The organism is Paenibacillus sp. PDC88, from assembly GCF_900106725.1.
In the GTDB taxonomy this organism is placed as follows: domain Bacteria; phylum Bacillota; class Bacilli; order Paenibacillales; family Paenibacillaceae; genus Paenibacillus; species Paenibacillus shunpengii.
Genome location: NZ_FNNT01000006.1, coordinates 54466 through 70740, shown reverse-complemented (window position 1 = coordinate 70740; position 16275 = coordinate 54466). Strand labels below are relative to the sequence as shown.

The following is a 16275-nucleotide window of genomic DNA, read 5'->3' as shown; positions in this document are numbered from 1 at the left end:
TATGTTTGTCATGCTTGTCAGGCCAGTCTGCATAAATCGAACAAGTCCCTCATAAACATGTATCAATCAGTTGAAATCAGTGTTAAAGGGGATGATGTCATGCGCCGGATATCATGGGTTCTAGCCATGGTTCTGTGCTTTTCGGGTCTGCTTGCGGCTTGTGGACCAAAGGATGCAGATTCAGTAGTAAAGGATTTGAACGAAGTCGTGGGTGGTCTTGAGAGTTATCAGGGATCAGGTGTAATGACCCTCTATTCAGGAGATGCGCCTCAGGAGTACAAAGTTGAAGTATGGCACCAAAAGCCTTCGTATTACCGTATTGCGCTGACAAATGCCAAGAAGGACATCACTCAGATCGTCCTGCGTAATGATGATGGTGTATTCGTTCTCACACCTAGTCTGAACAAGAGCTTCCGCTTCCAAAGCGACTGGCCGGATAACCAGGGTCAAGTGTATCTGTATGAAACACTGGTTCGCAGCATTATTGGAGACAACACGCGTCAGTTTGTCGATGAGGAAGAAAGCTATGTTTTTGATGTCGCTGCCAACTACAATACGCATTCCCTTGTACGCCAAAAAATTTGGCTGAACAAAGCGGACTATGCTCCGAAGCAGGTATCTGTATCGGATGCCAATGCGAAGGTCGTAGTGGATGTGAAGTTTGACAAATTTGAGTTTGGTACGAAATTCGAGAAAGAAGCCTTTGATATGCAGAAGAATATGTCTGCAAATGCAGGTCAAAGTCAAGCACCTGCCGAAGGTACGATTACCGAGCCTAGCGACAGCGAGAGCGGTGAAGCCGTTCCGCAAGTCAACGAGGAGGTTACAACTCCGGAAGACAATGCAGGGGAGACAGACCCAGGAACCGAATCAGGAACTCCAGAGGCGAATGCCCCGGGTGCTGAGGTGAACAACGAACAAGCTCCTGCGAATGATGCAGCTGAGTCACCTGAAGCTACAGATGAAACAACGGGTGCTATCGATATTCCTGAGCTTGGAGACTTCGGCGTGATCGAGCCTACCTATCTGCCGGAAGGTGTCGATTTCAAAGGCGAGCCGACCATTATGGAGACAGAGGATGATTACGCAGTTATGCTTCGATTCGAAGGAACATATAATTATACCATTATAGAAGCAAGACCTCAGGACCGTGCATCCTCCTATGCGGTAACGAGCCCAGTCGATCTCGGATTCACAATTGGGATGATTACAACCGAACTGCCGAGAACGCTGACCTGGTTTGATGAGGGAATGGAATATAGAATTACGAGCGATGATCTGCCGGAATCCGAAATGGTGAAAATCGCTGCTTCAATGCAGGATCAAACGGGTAAATAATTAGGCAGCGTCTGCTTATTACTAAGAACCAAATCATTTTATATGTAATATAATAAATCAAGCCGTTATTTATGGATGTCTTCCGTAAAATAACGGCTGTTCGCCTCTTTGTGGAACGCTCCATCGGTCTGCTGGAAGAATGAGTAATGGAAATACTTTTAATTGTGCGAAAATAACTCCAGGATTTTTATCTGTGAAGGTATTGGGTATGTTATGAGTGTATCCTCTTTTTTAAAGGTTCCATAATTAGAAACACCTGTATTTGACAGCGGTCTCCCTGTTTTATACGATAAGACTTATTGCTGTAGTGGAAATGTAAATCAGGGAAGGTGACTGCGGGTGCAAGGACAGTATCGCCCGACCCAAGCTGAAATCAACTTGGATCATTTAAGACATAATGTGGATCGTTTTCGTAACGTATTGCCAGAAGGTGTGCTCTTCAGTGCATGTGTGAAGGCTAACGCCTATGGCCATGGAGCAGTGGAAATTGCAAAAGAGCTGGAACGGCTGGATGTGGACTATCTGAATGTTGCATTTCTGGATGAAGCGCTTGAACTCAGACAGGCAGGTATTCGCTCGCCGATTCTGGTAATGGGATATACACCGCCGGAAGGTATTGAGGTTGCTTACAAGCACCAAATTACGGTTACAGTGTTTAGTGAAGAGGTGCTGCAGAGTATTGAAGCTCTCGAACCTTTCGCATTGGATGATCATCAGGATAACCTATTGAAGGTCCATCTCAAGATTGATAGTGGAATGGGACGATTAGGTGTCATCACAGCGGAAGATGCCGAGCATTATGCTCAGCGCTTGAAACGATTATCTTATGTCATGCTTGAAGGGGCATATACCCATTTTGCCAAGGCGGACGAAGAGGATAAAGCCTATACACTTATACAGTACCAACGATTTATGGATGTGGTGAGTGCACTGCGAAATCAGGGCTACAGCATCCCAATCATACATACGGGGAATAGTGCAGCTGCAATTGATACACCGACGCTGAGTCTGGACATGGTTCGGATAGGCATCAGCCTGTACGGATTATATCCGTCAGCCGAGGTTGATCATAATGCGGTTCACTTGCTCCCAGTGCTGACACTTACGACGAAGATTGTATACGTAAAAGAGGTTCCTGAACACTGGGGTATAAGTTATGGAACAAGATACTACTCGTCCAAGGACGAGAAGATTGGAACCTTGCCTATCGGTTATGCAGACGGTTTTTCACGTATGCTCGGCGGTAAGGTAGAAGTATTAGTACGCGGACGCCGCGTTCCAGTCGTTGGTACGATCTGCATGGATCAGTGTATGGTGTCATTACAATCGTTAAATGAAGAACAGGAAGATATTAAAGCAGGTGAAGAGGTTGTTATCATCGGTCAGCAGATGGGCAGTACCATTAGTGCCGACGAACTGGCCTCCAAGCTGGGTACCATTAACTATGAAGTGATCTGTATGCTAGCGAATCGAATTCCGCGTGTGTACATGAGGTCCGGTCAAGTCATATCTCGAGTAAACTCTCTCTTATCCTAAAATTTTCCGGAAATTTTTCGCTTTTGAAAAGAGGATTTTCGTCTAATGTCCGCGAAAAGTGTAGTTATTCGCAAAATGGATGATGTACGTATCATATCATACCGTTTATAATGAGTAATGCATAGTTGATATACGCGGGGCATATATATCCTCTTGTATAAATTTCCTTAAATAACGTTATACTGGTTCACAGTGGCGTAAGGTTTTGTGTGGGGGTGGAAGAGAACTTGACCAATGTACAGAACACCAAACGGATTATGATTAGTTTGCCGGATCATCTCTTACAGGAAGTAGATGGTATTGTAGCAATGGAGAATTCGAACCGCAGTGAATTCATCAGGCAAGCCATGAAGCTGTATTTAAACGAACGGAAGAAGCGTTATATCCGGGAGTCGATGCAGCGCGGCTATATGGAAATGGCCAAGATTAATTTGACCATGGCTTCTGAAGCTTTTCACGCGGAGGATGATGCAGACAGCACTCTGGGCCGCTTAGTGAGCGGGGTGTAAACATTGATCGTTAAACGCGGCGACGTTTTTTTTGCGGATCTTTCACCCGTTGTCGGTTCCGAGCAAGGGGGAGTCAGACCGGTGCTTGTGATCCAGAATGATATTGGCAACCGCTTTAGTCCTACTTGTATCGTTGCGGCCATTACGGCTCAGATTCAGAAGGCGAAGCTGCCGACCCACGTGGAAATTGATGCAGAACTGCACGGTTTTGATCGGGATTCTGTTGTGTTGCTCGAACAGATTAGAACGATTGACAAACAGCGCCTAACTGACAAGATTACGCATCTGGATGATGATACGATGAAGCTTGTGGGTGAAGCTCTACAGATCAGTCTGGGATTAATTGATTTCTAATTACTGTTCGAGTGAAGAGAGGGCATGGTCTTATATAGGCCGTGCACTCTCTTTTTTTTCAGGATATTAACGGGATTGGTACTTTTTTTAGTTGAAACCGCTAACAAGAGACGAAGATAATTCATTGCATTCCGCTCTAGAGAAATCTATACTGATGAGAGAAAAAAATAAAAAGATGTCTCATGTTGTTGAAAGCGCTGTTATTCATCTTACGAATGATAGCCGATAAGCTGGAAACAGTGGAGACCATGGAGGGAAATATGGGGATTTTCTATACCGAGGAAAAGCGATTATTCCATCTGCAAACCGTAGAAGCAAGTTATGTATTTCAAGTCATGCCTACAGGACATTTGACTCATCTCTATTATGGAAAAAAACTAAGACACGGTGACTTAAGCTGGCTTCAGGTGCGTCAGGAGCGCTCTTCCTTCAGCCCAAATCCCGTGCCTGAGGACCGGACAATATCCTTTGATACACTGCCGCAGGAATATCCGGTATATGGTACGAGTGACTTTAGAAATCCGGCACTTCAATTGAAACAAGCAAACGGTTCCACAGTAACCGAGTTCTTATATACAGGCCACAGCATTGTGCGCGGAAAGCCGCAGTTAGAAGGTCTTCCACAGACTTATATAGAGCAAGAGGATGAAGCAGATACGCTCATTATTCAGCTGGAGGATGCGGTTGCTGGAATCAAGCTTGAGCTTAGCTATACTGCCTATAATCATTATAATGCGATTACCCGCTCTGCCCGGATTACCAATACAGGCGATGCGACCAGTGAAATTTTGCGTGCACTGAGCGCAAGTATTGATTTTCCACATGCGGATTACGAGTGGCTTCAGTTATCAGGTGCTTGGGTCAGGGAGCGGGAAATTATCCGCAAGCCGCTGACGGTGGGCACGCAAAGTGTCGAAAGCCGCCGCGGATCCAGCTCACATCAGCAGAACCCATTTGCAGCGCTTCTTACCCCTGGAGCAACGGAAGTGTCCGGTGAAGTGTTTGGCTTCAGCCTTGTGTACAGTGGAAGCTTCGTAGCAGCGGCAGAAGTGGATCAGTTCAAGACGACGAGAATGTCCCTTGGTATTAATCCATTTGAGTTTGGGTGGCAGCTCACACCAGGAGAGTCATTCCAAACACCAGAAGTCGTCATGGTATATTCCGATCAAGGTCTTGGCGGGATGTCACGCAGCTACCATGCCTTGTATCGGGAGAGATTAGCCCGCGGGAAATTCAGAGATCAGCAGCGTCCAATTCTGGTTAACAACTGGGAAGCGACGTATTTCAATTTCAATGCAGACAAGATCGAGAGTATTGCGGCAGCCGGCAAAGAGCTTGGCATCGAACTATTTGTTCTCGATGACGGCTGGTTCGGTCATCGTGACAGCGACAACTCTTCGCTGGGAGATTGGGTTGTCGACAAGAAGAAGCTGCCGGATGGACTTGATCATCTTGTGAAACGTGTGACCGATACCGGAATGCAATTTGGTCTGTGGTTCGAGCCGGAGATGATCTCACCGGACAGCGAATTGTATAAGGCACATCCGGACTGGTGTCTGCATGTCCCGGACAGACGCCGGACAGAGGGCAGACAGCAGCTCGTGCTCGATATGTCACGCAAGGATGTACAGGATGAAATCGTTCGTATGATTACAGATATTTTATCAAGTGCACCGATTACTTATGTGAAGTGGGATATGAACCGGAATATGACGGAGATTGGTTCTGCACAGCTGCCTGCGGAGAGACAGAAGGAGACGGCACATCGTTATATGCTAGGTCTATATGATGTGATGGAACGCATCACCACTGCTTTCCCTGACATTCTGTTCGAGAGCTGCTCCGGCGGCGGTGGACGTTTCGATCCAGGGATGCTGTACTACATGCCTCAGACCTGGACGAGCGATAATACGGATGCGGTATCCCGCCTTCGCATTCAATATGGTACAAGCCTTGTTTATCCGGTCAGTGCGATGGCTTCGCACATCTCAGCAGTACCTAACCACCAGGTAGAACGTACAACTTCCCTTGAGACTCGCGGTAATGTCGCAATGTCCGGTAATTTTGGTTATGAGCTGGATCTGACCAAGTTCACAGATGAGGAGAAGTCCGTTGTAGCTGCGCAGGTTGAACTCTATAAGGAAATCCGTGAGCTTGTGCAATTCGGTGTATTCTACCGGCTCTTAAGTCCGTTTGAAGGCAATGAAACCGCTTGGATGTTCGTATCACCAGACGGCGTGGATGTTGCTGTATTCTACTTCCGTGTTCTTGCAGAGCCTAATGCTCCGCTGGCCCGCCTCAAGCTGACCGGATTGGACCCGGATCGTGATTATGCCCTTGTTAATGGAGATGGCGTATACAGTGGTGATGCACTGATGTATGCAGGAATTTCGGTGGGAAGCAAAAAGGGAGACTTCCACAGCGAGCTTCATCGGTTCAAGAGAGTGTAAATTTAATATAAAGTCAGACCGTTTTGGCCATAACTGAAGTGGGCCGAAACGGTCTTTTTTTGTCCTGAAAAGGGGTGGAAAGCAGGTCAGATGTGGAAATTAAGGTCAAGTTCTGTGATAATAAAGTATCATCATTCATTAACGGATGATAAAATAATCATTTTAAACCGAAAAATAAAGAGAATGAAGCGGAGCACAAACCGACTTCTACTAACCTAAAAAATATGTGCAGTATATAAAAAAAGAAAAATTGGAGGGTGCGATATTTTTTTGGAGGATGCATCAGCATTAACGGAGCGCTGCGGAGCAGGTGAGAATGGACTGGAGAAGCGAATGCGTTCGCCTTTGTTCTTAGAGTTGAACCTTATCAGGTCTTATTAAATCGTATAACTCTAAGAACAACAGCGATTGGAAGACCATACTCACAGGCGCAGCATTAAGCTTCGTAGTTTGCTCTAGCGCCTCCAACTCAAGATCGCCCCAGGTAATTCCTACAGGAAAGAGGGATTTTTTTGACGGAATCAACGACAATGGAAGTTAACGAAGAACAAGTGAAACAAGAGCGTGAAGAGCGAATTGTGAAGCAAGTGGCTAAGGAGCTGTCGCTTACAATCAAGCAGGTTAGAACGACGGTCGGCCTCCTGAACGAAGGAAATACGATACCCTTCATCGCACGATATCGTAAGGAAATGACCGGTGAACTGGATGAGAACGTATTGCGTCTTATTGAAGAGCGTACCCTGTATCTGCGCAATCTGGAGGATCGCAAGGTAGAAGTTATCCGGATTATTGATGAGCAGGGTAAGCTTACACCAGAACTTACAGCAGCCATTACCGAGGCAGTGAAGCTTCAAGAGGTAGAGGACCTGTACCGGCCTTATCGTCAAAAAAGAAAAACCCGTGCCAGCATTGCCAAGGAGAGAGGCCTTGAGCCCTTGTCCGAATGGATCTGGAATCAGCCCAAGAACGGAAATGTGCTTGAAGAGGCAGCAAGCTATGTGAATGAGGAGCTGGGTGTAGAGAGTGCAGAAGCTGCACTAGCAGGAGCCCTGGATATTCTTGCGGAAAATATTGCAGACGATGCAGAAATTCGCAAATGGGTTCGCCGTTATACGCTGGACCATGGAGTGCTCACTTCCGAGGCGAAGGATGCTGAAGTGGAATCCGTGTATGAGAACTATTACAGCTACCGTGAGCTGGCCAAAAAAATGCCGCCACACCGCATCCTGGCGATCAATCGGGGAGAGCGGGAAAATATTCTTAAGATCGGGCTCGATGTGAATGCAGAACCGGTTCATAACTATATTGGACGCCAGATTCTGAAGCCTTCTTCGGTCGTTGAGGAGCAAATGCGGTTCGTAATTGAGGATGCCTATAAGCGTCTGATTGCTCCTTCCATCGAGCGCGAGGTCAGAGCCGAGCTTACGGAAAAAGGGGAGAACCAGGCGATCTCGATCTTCTCTGGTAACCTGCGCAGTCTGCTACTGCAGCCGCCGATCAAGGGTAAGCGGGTGCTGGGAGTCGATCCTGCCTACCGTACAGGCTGTAAGCTTGCGGTTGTGGATGATACGGGTAAATTGCTGGAGGTGGCTGTGACTTATCCAACACCGCCTAACAATAAGAAGCAGGCAGCAAAAGAGAAATTTAACGAGCTGATCCACAAGTATGATATTGAGCTGATTGTAATTGGTAACGGAACGGCTTCGCGCGAGACAGAACAGTTCGTGGCCGAGGTCATTCAAGAGCTTGAAGCCAAGTCACTCGCTTATCTGATCGTTAACGAGGCAGGTGCCAGTGTGTATTCTGCTTCCAAGCTGGCTCAAGAGGAATTCCCTGACCTGGATGTAGCAGAGCGGAGTGCTGCCTCGATTGCCCGCCGTGTACAGGATCCGCTTGCAGAGCTCGTCAAGATCGATCCCAAAGCCATTGGAGTAGGCCAGTATCAGCACGACGTCTCTCAGAAGCATTTGGAGGACAGCTTGAAGGCCGTGGTTGAATCCGCGGTTAACCATGTAGGGGTAGATGTGAATACCGCTTCTCCTTCCTTGCTGTCGTATGTGGCAGGCGTTAATGCAACGATTGCCAAAAACATTGTGAAGTACCGTGAGGAGAACGGCAAATTCACTACACGCAAGGAGCTGCAAAAAGTCCCTCGTTTAGGAGCGAAGACCTTCGAGCAATGTGCAGGCTTCATGCGTATCTCTGAAGGAGTGAATCCGCTGGACCGCACTGCAATCCATCCGGAATCCTATGCTGTTGTGGATCGGCTCTTCCAAGAGCTGAAGGTGGATCTGGACAAGCTCGGCAGCCAAGAGCTTGCGCAGATGCTCGATGAGCAGCGGATAGAAGAGCTTGCAGGCAAGTTAGAGGTGGGTGTGCCTACACTACGTGATATTATCGATAGTCTGCAGCGTCCGGGCCGCGATCCGCGGGACGAGCTGCCGCTGCCAATCTTCCGTACCGATGTGCTTAAGATTGAGGATCTGGAAGCGGGTATGGAGCTGCAGGGAACCGTACGGAATGTTATCGACTTCGGCGCTTTTGTGGATATTGGAATTAAGAGTGATGGGCTTGTCCACATCTCGCAGATGAGTGAAGGCTTTGTGAAGCACCCAATGGACGTCGTTTCTGTAGGAGATAATGTGACGGTGTGGGTACTTAGTGTCGAGCTGAAGAAAGGCCGAGTTGCACTGACAATGAAGAACCCGAATAAAGCTTAAATAGACATTTAAGTTAAAAAGCAGCCGATGCGCTGAGAGCAAAGAGAAGCGCTATCGGCTGTAGATGGATTACTATAGTCTGGAATCATTGGCCTCTATTCCGCCAGTATTGCCCGGACGATTGCGATAGAAGAACCAGCATTCGTTCAAGAGCTTGATTTGACGACTGTCCTTTTTGTGAAATGCACGCATAAGTTGGTTACTCAGCCACTGTGGCAAGGGAATCCCTCCTAACACCCGTTAACATCTGTACGTTAGCATATGGGGGAAACGCCCGATTAGTGCAGGTCTACATCAAATAACCGTTCTGGACAGATCGGCTAAAGAAGACATTCGTCATTTCTTTAGTTTGATCTGCAGAACGGTTATTTTGTCATTTCTAATTCAGGAGGAGTTAATTAGATGAGTTCTTCTTCCTCATACCATTGTTCGAGCTGGGCCTGAAGGGCGCGAATCTCTGTTAACAGGGCAACTAGTGGGTAGTGCTCCTCTTTGACAGAAGCAAAGGATCGTTCCAGCTGGTTAATATAATCAAGACCGCCTGTGATGGCGTATTGCTCTTCGAGCAAATCCAGCTGATCGCATTCAGCAATGGCCCTTGGTAAGGTTGGAACCACATCTGCTGTAAGCTTGCTGATCTCTTTGTGGAGACGCAGATTCAGAGCACTGAGCTGATAGGCATAATCAGATGGCATTTCTACAAATTCGAGCTGACCAGCAGCATGCTGCATAATGATATAGCGCATCTTGGACATAACGATGATTCTCCCCTTTTGGTCGTCGTTCTTAAACGTTCCTTGACAGTGTATCCCAAGGTATAGTTACAATCAAGTAGAAACAATGCACGGAAGTGAGCTGAAGAAGTGTGAATCTAATGACAAACGAAGAATTACAGGCTTGGATAGAACGGATATCCATGGATAGCTTCGGTGTACCTTTTCGCCATGAGGCTGTCTTTAACAAACGTTTGACGACAACAGGCGGCAGATATATGCTTCGCAGCCATCGTATTGAGATTAATCCGCATCAGTTAGCGGTGTACGGAGCGGATGAGGTAGAGAAGATCATTAAACATGAGCTATGCCATTATCATTTGCATATACGCGGAAGAGGCTATAAGCATCGTGATCCGGAATTCAAGCAGCTGTTAGCTCAGGTAGGAGGGAGCAGGTACTGCCAGGGCTTGCCTGGTGGAAAAGCTCGCAGATCACTCCCCTATAAATATGAGCTGATCTGTCAGAGCTGCTCACAGGTGTACAAGCGTAAGCGTAAAGTAGATGTGCGCAAATATCGCTGTGGACGCTGCAGCGGCAGACTCAAAATAACAGAGCTGACGAAGGCTTGACTCTCGTCTAAACTTTTGATAAATTATTAATTACAGCTGACGTTCCCTGATAGCTCAGTTGGTAGAGCACTCGACTGTTAATCGAGTTGTCACAGGTTCGAGTCCTGTTCGGGGAGCCATGGAGAGATACCCAAGTGGCTATAAGGGGACCCTCTGCTAAGGGGTTAGACTGCGTAAGCGGTGCGAGGGTTCGAATCCCTCTCTCTCCGTTCCATAAAGCAAAGAAAGCCCGCGAGGGCTTTTTTTGCTTTATGGAACATAATAGATGGGATGAGAACCCATAAGGGTTCGTCGGAGCATAAGCTTCGGGAGGATTACATCGCAGTCTCGACCGAAAGAGAGTATCCCTCTCTCTCCGTCCGATATAACAAAAAAAGCCCGCGAGGGCTTTTTTTTGCTTCATAGGACATAAAAGGCAGAATCTACTTACAGCATTCACAAAAATTAAGTTAAAGAGGGCTCCAAATTCAGGCCTGCCAGCTTGCGTTCAATAGCGTACGCAACGCCATTCTCAATATTGGTAAGCGTAACCTCTTTGGCAATAGCCTGAATATCTGGATGTGCATTGCCCATCGCGACAGAGCTGCCGGCAAGGGTAAGCATGGATACATCATTATTGCTGTCTCCAATCGCCATCGTGTGCTCCAGTGAGATACCAAGCCTTGCAGCCAATTTGCTCAGTGCATTTCCTTTAGAAGCATCCGGATGCTCAACTTCAAAATTGTGATCTGCAGAAATGACCATGGTTACCTCCGGATTGTTCCGGAATCTCGCACGTCCGAGCTCAAGCTTCTGCTTATCAAAGGATAGAGACAAGATATTGTAAATTTCCGCATCCTGCGGAATGCTGCGATAGGAAGGGATTCGCACAATTCCGGTTTGTTCATATTGCTTCTCTGCCATACGAAGCAGGCGGTCCAGGCTCTCTTCCGGATTCGCGCTTAAGGCACGGTCAATTTCTATAGACATGAGCTGATGGCCTTCATTTGGCGAATAAATCGCCTGGTCGGTAAGGACCTCATAATAAAATTGGTTTTGATCAAGCCATTCCAGTACGGACATAGCTGTATTTCTATCCATTGGAATGGACTCCACTCGGTTTGAATTCTCATCATGCGTTGTCGCTCCATTTGCACCGATCACCGGCGTGTTAATTCCGGCTTCTGCACATATCGCCTTAACGTCAGCATGAGCTCGACCTGTAGCAATCGTAACGTGTACGCCCAGGCTTTGGGCTTTGCGGATGGCGTTTGCATTTTCTTCACTAATCTTACTGTCACTGTTTAGCAGTGTTCCATCCAAATCTATAGCAATGAGCTTAATCATAGGGTAACCTCCTGATCGTCGTCGGGAATTAACACTTCAACTTGATTCTTTTTGAAGAAATCCAGCATTTCTTTATCTGGAGAACGATCTGTAATCATGATGTCGACCATGCTCCAATCTGCAAATCGGTAAAAATAGTTACGTCCGAACTTCGAGTGATCCGCGAGCACAATGACGGTATCGGCTTGTTCCATCATCTTGAACTTTACCTTGCCTTCTTCATCATCAGAGCTAAGCCCATCGGTCGTCACTCCACCTACACCAATAAAAGCCTTCTCGACATGATAGTTGGATAAGGTATCAATGACGGAAGCGCCATAGACGTAGCGATGCTCCTTGTGCAATATTCCTCCCAAAAGCCTGATTTGAATGGAATCTTTATCTGACAGCAGGTCTGCCGAGTTAATTGAGTTCGTAATCACCGTGCAATCTTGCGGGTGTAAATATTCGGCGCAGGCCTGAACGGTGGTTGAAGAGTCCAGAATAATGCGATCTCCCTTGCGAACGAGAGCAGCTGCCAGACGACCGATCGCCTTTTTCTCATTCGAGACGGTAGTCAAACGATCTTTATAATTTTTAAATTCCTGAATGGGGGAGGGGAGTAGTGCGCCGCCTCTGGTGCGTACAATGAGATCCTGATCTTCAAGCTTGATCAGATCTCGTCTTGCTGTATCCCTGGACACTTCAAAGATCGAGCAGATTTCTTCTATAGAGATTCGACCTGAATTGGCCAGATGGTCCATGATAAGCTGCATGCGTTCTTCCTGATACAAGCGGAAACCCCCTTACGTTGATGCATCAATATAAGTCATCATAAGTCAAATTAAGCAATTATGCAACCTAAATAGATTGAACAGCATGTAATTGTGCATCAATCTACGTTATTTTGGTGAAATATGGTAGTCAATCAGGGTTAAAAACTTATTTATATTTTTTTTAAAAAAAGGGCTTGTCAAATACTTATTATATTTGATATACTCTAAAAGTCGCCAATGAGCGATCGAAAAAAATAAGGCCCGTTGGTCAAGGGGTTAAGACACCTCCCTTTCACGGAGGTAACAGGGGTTCGAATCCCCTACGGGTCACTTTATCCAACCTTGTTTTATGTACTTCGCATAGTGGCATACATCATTGGATTACTCAGCAAGAGCCATTAGCTCAGTTGGTAGAGCACCTGACTTTTAATCAGGGTGTCGAAGGTTCGAGTCCTTCATGGCTCACCAGTTTAATATGCGGTCGTGGTGGAATGGCAGACACGCTATCTTGAGGGGGTAGTGGGTGTATACCCGTGGAGGTTCGAGTCCTCTCGACCGCATCCTAATAACTAGTGAAAGAGTCTTACGTGCTTAACGTAAGGCTCTTTTTATGTCTCCTGCTGACTGCTGTAATGTATGACGATTCTGGTAAAATGATTTATTCTGCATTGTACATTAAAAAAAGGACTATACTTGAGTAGTAGCTGTCTCAAGAGATAGTCCTTATCTATCATGTCTCACATCTATAGTTTAGTTTTGATAGCTTAACCATAATAATACATAAAGCCAATGGCGCCTACACCGGTATGCGTACTAATAATAGGAGAAGTATAGCTGATATCAATATCACTGTGACCTGTTAATTCCATGATTGCTTCCTTCAACTGCTCTGCTAACTTATGCCCTTCTGCATGAGCAATTCCTACTTTATGAATAGTCTTGCCCTTCACGTCTTCTGCAAATTGTTTGGCCAAATGTCTGACGATTTGGGCGTGACTGCGCAGGTTGATGACAGGTGTATACTTACCGTCAGATAACATAGCAATCGGTTTAATATGAAGCAGTGAGCCGATGAGGCCCTTGCTCTTACCGATACGTCCGCCCTTTACCAGATTCTCAAGGGTATCTACTGCGACATATAGCTTAGTCTGATTACGAATTTCGGTCAATCGATCGACAATCTCGGAAGTGCTCTTACCTTCTGCTGCCCATGCTGCTGCTTCCAGCACCTGAAACGAGAGGCCCTTCGAAATGTATTGAGAATCAATGACAGTTACTTTGGCGCTGGACATCTCGGCAGCCATTTCTGCTGAACGTACCGTACCGCTCATACTGCCTGTCATGTGAATGGATATAATTTCATAACCTTCCTCATGAAGCCGGTTGTAACGCTCCAAAAATTCACCAGCTGCAGGCTGTGAGCTTTTGGGCAGCTCGTTGCTCTGCTTCATTTTCTGGATGAATTGTTCTGGAGTAATATCAATACCATCGACATAATTCACACCATTAATAGAAAAGGATAGAGGTACCACTTCAATTCCATGACGCTGTATGACGGATTGGGGAATGTCCACTGTAGAGTCCGTCACGATCTTAATCTTCTTCATTCATTCACTCCTTATGCCAAAATCCAGACTGTTAAAGACGAGTGATAATCTCCTAATATTCGTATATTCGTAAAGGCTTAAAAGGGAAGGGCAGTTAGCACTTTTGCTCTATTAATCTGGACATTTATATTAGTATATACGAGTAGGCATACCAGGTTCAAATGGTAGGCTGAGGATAGAACTTGTGTATGATATAATATGAAATTATTGTGAAGTTTATTTGCAAAATGGACTAGATAATGACATAACTGGAAGGCGGGCTTATATGCATTCTATTTATTTACGAATTGAGAAATTAATTAATGAGCGTGGGATGACAAAAAAAGCCTTCTGTGAGGAACTTAAGATTAGCACCGGAAATCTAGGTGATTGGAAACGGGGAAAATCTATACCAAGTACGGCTAAGCTGATCGAAATTGCAGCCTTTTTTGATGTCAGTCTGGACTGGATTATGGTCGGTAAAAGCGATACTCTTATTAAAGAGCAGAGCGCGACTTATGAGACTAAGGGGCATTCGGAGCATGCTTTTTCGGATGATACGATTTCTGGTTTGACGATAAAGGAACAGGAATTCATTAAGGAATATATCGAATTCACACGTTATCGGAAGCAGAAGCGAGCAGATAACGGTACGGATGAACTGTCTTGACTATGATTTGATAGTGCGCTTTACATACGAAAGGCCATGATTTGCTGTACAGCAGATCATGGCCTTTATTTGACTCTATTTTCTGAATTGCAGAGGGACCTTACCTATTACTTCAGGTCTGATCTGATTCCACAATTCAATACAAAACTCCTGAAGCTCAAAGGCTGCTCTCCCGAGCATGCGTACAGCGATCCCTTGTCCACCTGCGAGAAGGGTTGCGCCTGCTAGAATACGGCCGGTTTGTGGAAGGGCTTCTCGTATAACTGTAAGCTCCTTCGCGCTGATATTCTCTCCTGCAATCCATAAAGCGGCCATATGCGTATAATCGAGCATCCCTGACAGGTTATTTACTTCCTCAAGACCCGGCTCAAGGGAGAATCGATCCCAGACAAGGAGCTCTTGCTCCTTCCATACCTCGGTGTGGCCTTGGAAGTGAATAAAGTCAAATTGCTCTCCGCGATGTACCCGGCCAGCCGACCATACATCCGCATAGACTAGAGTGGCGTTGTTACCGAGATGGAATGCTGTAGTCAAGACAGACCGACTCCCGGCAAAAGGGATAACGCATTCTGGGAAGTACTCTAGTATTGCGCCCTGTTCCAAATGAAAGGTGTGGCTCACAGAGGAAGGGAGGGTCGGTGTCGGATGTAGTCTCGTAGCCGAAGTACTAGTGAGGACTACGTGAGATCCTTCCTTAAGCAGCCATTTTGAATCATACGCATCACCATTCATCACACCCGGTGATACATCTGAGGTGTATACACATAGCTCTCCGTCACTGCCGGGAAGGCGAAAGGTCCGGCTGATTCTCAGCGGCACAGTATGATACCGGTCCGTAATATAAGTGAGGCCACCTTTGCGTTCAAAGGTGGCATACAGCTCACTTCGTTTCGTACCGGACGGATACAGATCTGTCCGCTCTTCTGACCGGAGATTAGTGGGAGTGGTGATGGCCGTGTTCATGAGCATGCTCATGGGCAGCAGCTGCCTCATCATCCATGAGCTGGTGCTCAAGCCAATGGATAATCTCGGATACGCCTTCGCCGCTCATCAGATTGGACATCACATAAGGGCGGCCTTCGCGCACTTTTTGCGTATCTGACTCCATGACGCTGAGGTCTGCGCCAACGAATGGGGCGAGGTCGGTCTTGTTGATGAGCAGGAGGTCCGAACGTGTGATACCAGGACCGCCTTTACGAGGGAGCTTCTCGCCTTGGGCTACGTCAATGATGTAGATAAATACATCAGCCAGCTCCGGACTGAAGGCAGCGGACAGATTATCCCCGCCGCTCTCGATAAAGATCATTTGCAGATCATCAAAGCGTTCTTGCAGCTCCTCTACGGCTTCGAAGTTCATAGAAGCATCCTCGCGAATCGCAGTATGCGGGCAGCCTCCGGTCTCAACACCGATAATGCGGCTGCTATCGAGAGCATTCTGGCGAAGGAGGATTTCAGCATCCTCTTTGGTATAGATGTCGTTGGTAATGACTGCTATGCTGTAGCGTGTACGCAATGCCTTGGACAGCTTCTCTACAAGGGCAGTCTTGCCGGAGCCAACCGGACCCCCGATACCGATACGCATTGGGCGACTGTGATCGAACGGAATTCTCTCCCAATTTGCGTGATGATGATGATTTGAGCCTGTTCCACACATATGAATCATCCTCCTGATTTTTAAGAATTAGA

The 16275-nt window shown here is 46.6% G+C and carries 15 protein-coding genes and 5 tRNA genes; 13 read left to right on the top strand and 7 right to left on the bottom strand.

Going from position 1 to position 16275, the window contains the following annotated elements; genetic code table 11:
* Positions 1–99 precede the first annotated feature (99 nt).
* The 6 genes from BLW49_RS18265 to BLW49_RS18240 all read left to right on the top strand — a co-directional run bounded on the left by BLW49_RS18265 (position 100) and on the right by BLW49_RS18240 (position 8907).
* Positions 100–1338, top strand: a complete 1239-nt coding sequence (locus BLW49_RS18265) for an outer membrane lipoprotein-sorting protein (RefSeq protein ID WP_090726025.1) — start codon at positions 100–102, stop codon at positions 1336–1338.
* Between the two features lie 339 nt (positions 1339–1677).
* A complete protein-coding gene (alr, locus tag BLW49_RS18260) occupies positions 1678–2874 on the top strand; it encodes an alanine racemase (protein ID WP_076311977.1) in 1197 nt (398 codons plus the stop codon).
* A gap of 227 nt (positions 2875–3101) precedes the next feature.
* Entirely contained in the window at positions 3102–3383 is a 282-nt protein-coding gene (locus BLW49_RS18255; RefSeq protein ID WP_047912143.1) for a CopG family ribbon-helix-helix protein, read from the top strand.
* Between the two features lie 3 nt (positions 3384–3386).
* Complete coding sequence (locus tag BLW49_RS18250) at positions 3387–3737, top strand: type II toxin-antitoxin system PemK/MazF family toxin (protein WP_047912142.1); 351 nt, start codon at positions 3387–3389, stop codon at positions 3735–3737.
* Positions 3738–3997: 260 nt separating this feature from the next.
* On the top strand, positions 3998–6187 hold the full coding sequence (locus BLW49_RS18245; RefSeq protein WP_090726371.1) for an alpha-galactosidase: 2190 nt from the start codon (positions 3998–4000) through the stop codon (positions 6185–6187).
* A 530-nt stretch (positions 6188–6717) separates the two neighbouring features.
* Complete coding sequence (locus BLW49_RS18240; protein WP_090726369.1) at positions 6718–8907, top strand: Tex family protein; 2190 nt, start codon at positions 6718–6720, stop codon at positions 8905–8907.
* Positions 8908–8979: 72 nt separating this feature from the next.
* Here BLW49_RS18240 and cmpA read toward each other — a convergent pair whose 3' ends face one another.
* Positions 8980–9126, bottom strand: coding sequence for a cortex morphogenetic protein CmpA (gene cmpA, locus BLW49_RS18235; RefSeq protein ID WP_090726023.1), 147 nt, complete (start codon positions 9124–9126; stop codon positions 8980–8982).
* 179 nt (positions 9127–9305) lie between these two features.
* Positions 9306–9662, bottom strand: coding sequence for a hydrolase/acyltransferase (locus BLW49_RS18230; protein WP_076311976.1), 357 nt, complete (start codon positions 9660–9662; stop codon positions 9306–9308).
* 119 nt (positions 9663–9781) lie between these two features.
* On the opposite strand from BLW49_RS18230, the gene BLW49_RS18225 reads away from it, so the two are divergent.
* The 3 genes from BLW49_RS18225 to BLW49_RS18215 all read left to right on the top strand — a co-directional run bounded on the left by BLW49_RS18225 (position 9782) and on the right by BLW49_RS18215 (position 10461).
* A complete protein-coding gene (locus BLW49_RS18225; RefSeq protein ID WP_076311975.1) occupies positions 9782–10252 on the top strand; it encodes a SprT family protein in 471 nt (156 codons plus the stop codon).
* A gap of 43 nt (positions 10253–10295) precedes the next feature.
* Positions 10296–10371: transfer RNA gene (locus tag BLW49_RS18220), tRNA-Asn, on the top strand.
* A 1-nt stretch (position 10372) separates the two neighbouring features.
* Positions 10373–10461: transfer RNA gene (locus tag BLW49_RS18215), tRNA-Ser, on the top strand.
* Positions 10462–10696: 235 nt separating this feature from the next.
* On the opposite strand, the gene BLW49_RS18210 is transcribed toward BLW49_RS18215, so the two are convergent.
* Positions 10697–11575, bottom strand: coding sequence for a Cof-type HAD-IIB family hydrolase (locus tag BLW49_RS18210; RefSeq protein WP_090726367.1), 879 nt, complete (start codon positions 11573–11575; stop codon positions 10697–10699).
* Positions 11575–12351 carry a DeoR/GlpR family DNA-binding transcription regulator gene (locus BLW49_RS18205; RefSeq protein ID WP_090726021.1) on the bottom strand — a complete coding sequence of 259 codons (777 nt, stop codon included), beginning with the start codon at positions 12349–12351 and terminating at the stop codon, positions 11575–11577. The genes BLW49_RS18210 and BLW49_RS18205 overlap by 1 nt, the downstream gene beginning before the upstream one ends.
* A 240-nt stretch (positions 12352–12591) precedes the next feature.
* Here BLW49_RS18205 and BLW49_RS18200 point away from each other — a divergent pair.
* The 3 genes from BLW49_RS18200 (at position 12592) to BLW49_RS18190 (ending at position 12893) form a co-directional block, all read left to right on the top strand.
* Positions 12592–12663: transfer RNA gene (locus tag BLW49_RS18200), tRNA-Glu, on the top strand.
* Positions 12664–12725: 62 nt separating this feature from the next.
* Positions 12726–12801: transfer RNA gene (locus BLW49_RS18195), tRNA-Lys, on the top strand.
* A 9-nt stretch (positions 12802–12810) separates the two neighbouring features.
* Positions 12811–12893 (top strand) — tRNA-Leu (locus tag BLW49_RS18190).
* Positions 12894–13097: 204 nt separating this feature from the next.
* On the opposite strand, the gene BLW49_RS18185 is transcribed toward BLW49_RS18190, so the two are convergent.
* Entirely contained in the window at positions 13098–13940 is an 843-nt protein-coding gene (locus BLW49_RS18185) for a DegV family protein (protein WP_090726020.1), read from the bottom strand.
* Between the two features lie 265 nt (positions 13941–14205).
* Between BLW49_RS18185 and BLW49_RS18180 the strand changes: the two genes are divergently transcribed.
* Entirely contained in the window at positions 14206–14589 is a 384-nt protein-coding gene (locus BLW49_RS18180; RefSeq protein WP_090726018.1) for a helix-turn-helix domain-containing protein, read from the top strand.
* A gap of 75 nt (positions 14590–14664) precedes the next feature.
* On the opposite strand, the gene BLW49_RS18175 is transcribed toward BLW49_RS18180, so the two are convergent.
* Positions 14665–15564: an urease accessory protein UreD gene (locus BLW49_RS18175; RefSeq protein ID WP_076311971.1), complete on the bottom strand. Its 900-nt coding sequence runs from the start codon at positions 15562–15564 to the stop codon at positions 14665–14667.
* Entirely contained in the window at positions 15524–16243 is a 720-nt protein-coding gene (gene ureG / locus BLW49_RS18170) for an urease accessory protein UreG (RefSeq protein WP_076311970.1), read from the bottom strand. The genes BLW49_RS18175 and ureG overlap by 41 nt, the downstream gene beginning before the upstream one ends.
* Positions 16244–16275 lie beyond the last annotated feature (32 nt).

Coding starts and splice junctions, on each gene's coding strand:
- BLW49_RS18245 (WP_090726371.1), top strand. CDS start 3,998: ATGGGGATTTTCTATACCGAGGAAAAGCGATTATTCCATCTGCAAACC.
- BLW49_RS18225 (WP_076311975.1), top strand. CDS start 9,782: ATGACAAACGAAGAATTACAGGCTTGGATAGAACGGATATCCATGGAT.
- BLW49_RS18230 (WP_076311976.1), bottom strand. CDS start 9,662: ATGTCCAAGATGCGCTATATCATTATGCAGCATGCTGCTGGTCAGCTC.
- BLW49_RS18265 (WP_090726025.1), top strand. CDS start 100: ATGCGCCGGATATCATGGGTTCTAGCCATGGTTCTGTGCTTTTCGGGT.
- BLW49_RS18185 (WP_090726020.1), bottom strand. CDS start 13,940: ATGAAGAAGATTAAGATCGTGACGGACTCTACAGTGGACATTCCCCAA.
- ureG (WP_076311970.1), bottom strand. CDS start 16,243: ATGTGTGGAACAGGCTCAAATCATCATCATCACGCAAATTGGGAGAGA.
- BLW49_RS18180 (WP_090726018.1), top strand. CDS start 14,206: ATGCATTCTATTTATTTACGAATTGAGAAATTAATTAATGAGCGTGGG.
- BLW49_RS18240 (WP_090726369.1), top strand. CDS start 6,718: ATGGAAGTTAACGAAGAACAAGTGAAACAAGAGCGTGAAGAGCGAATT.
- BLW49_RS18175 (WP_076311971.1), bottom strand. CDS start 15,564: ATGAGCATGCTCATGAACACGGCCATCACCACTCCCACTAATCTCCGG.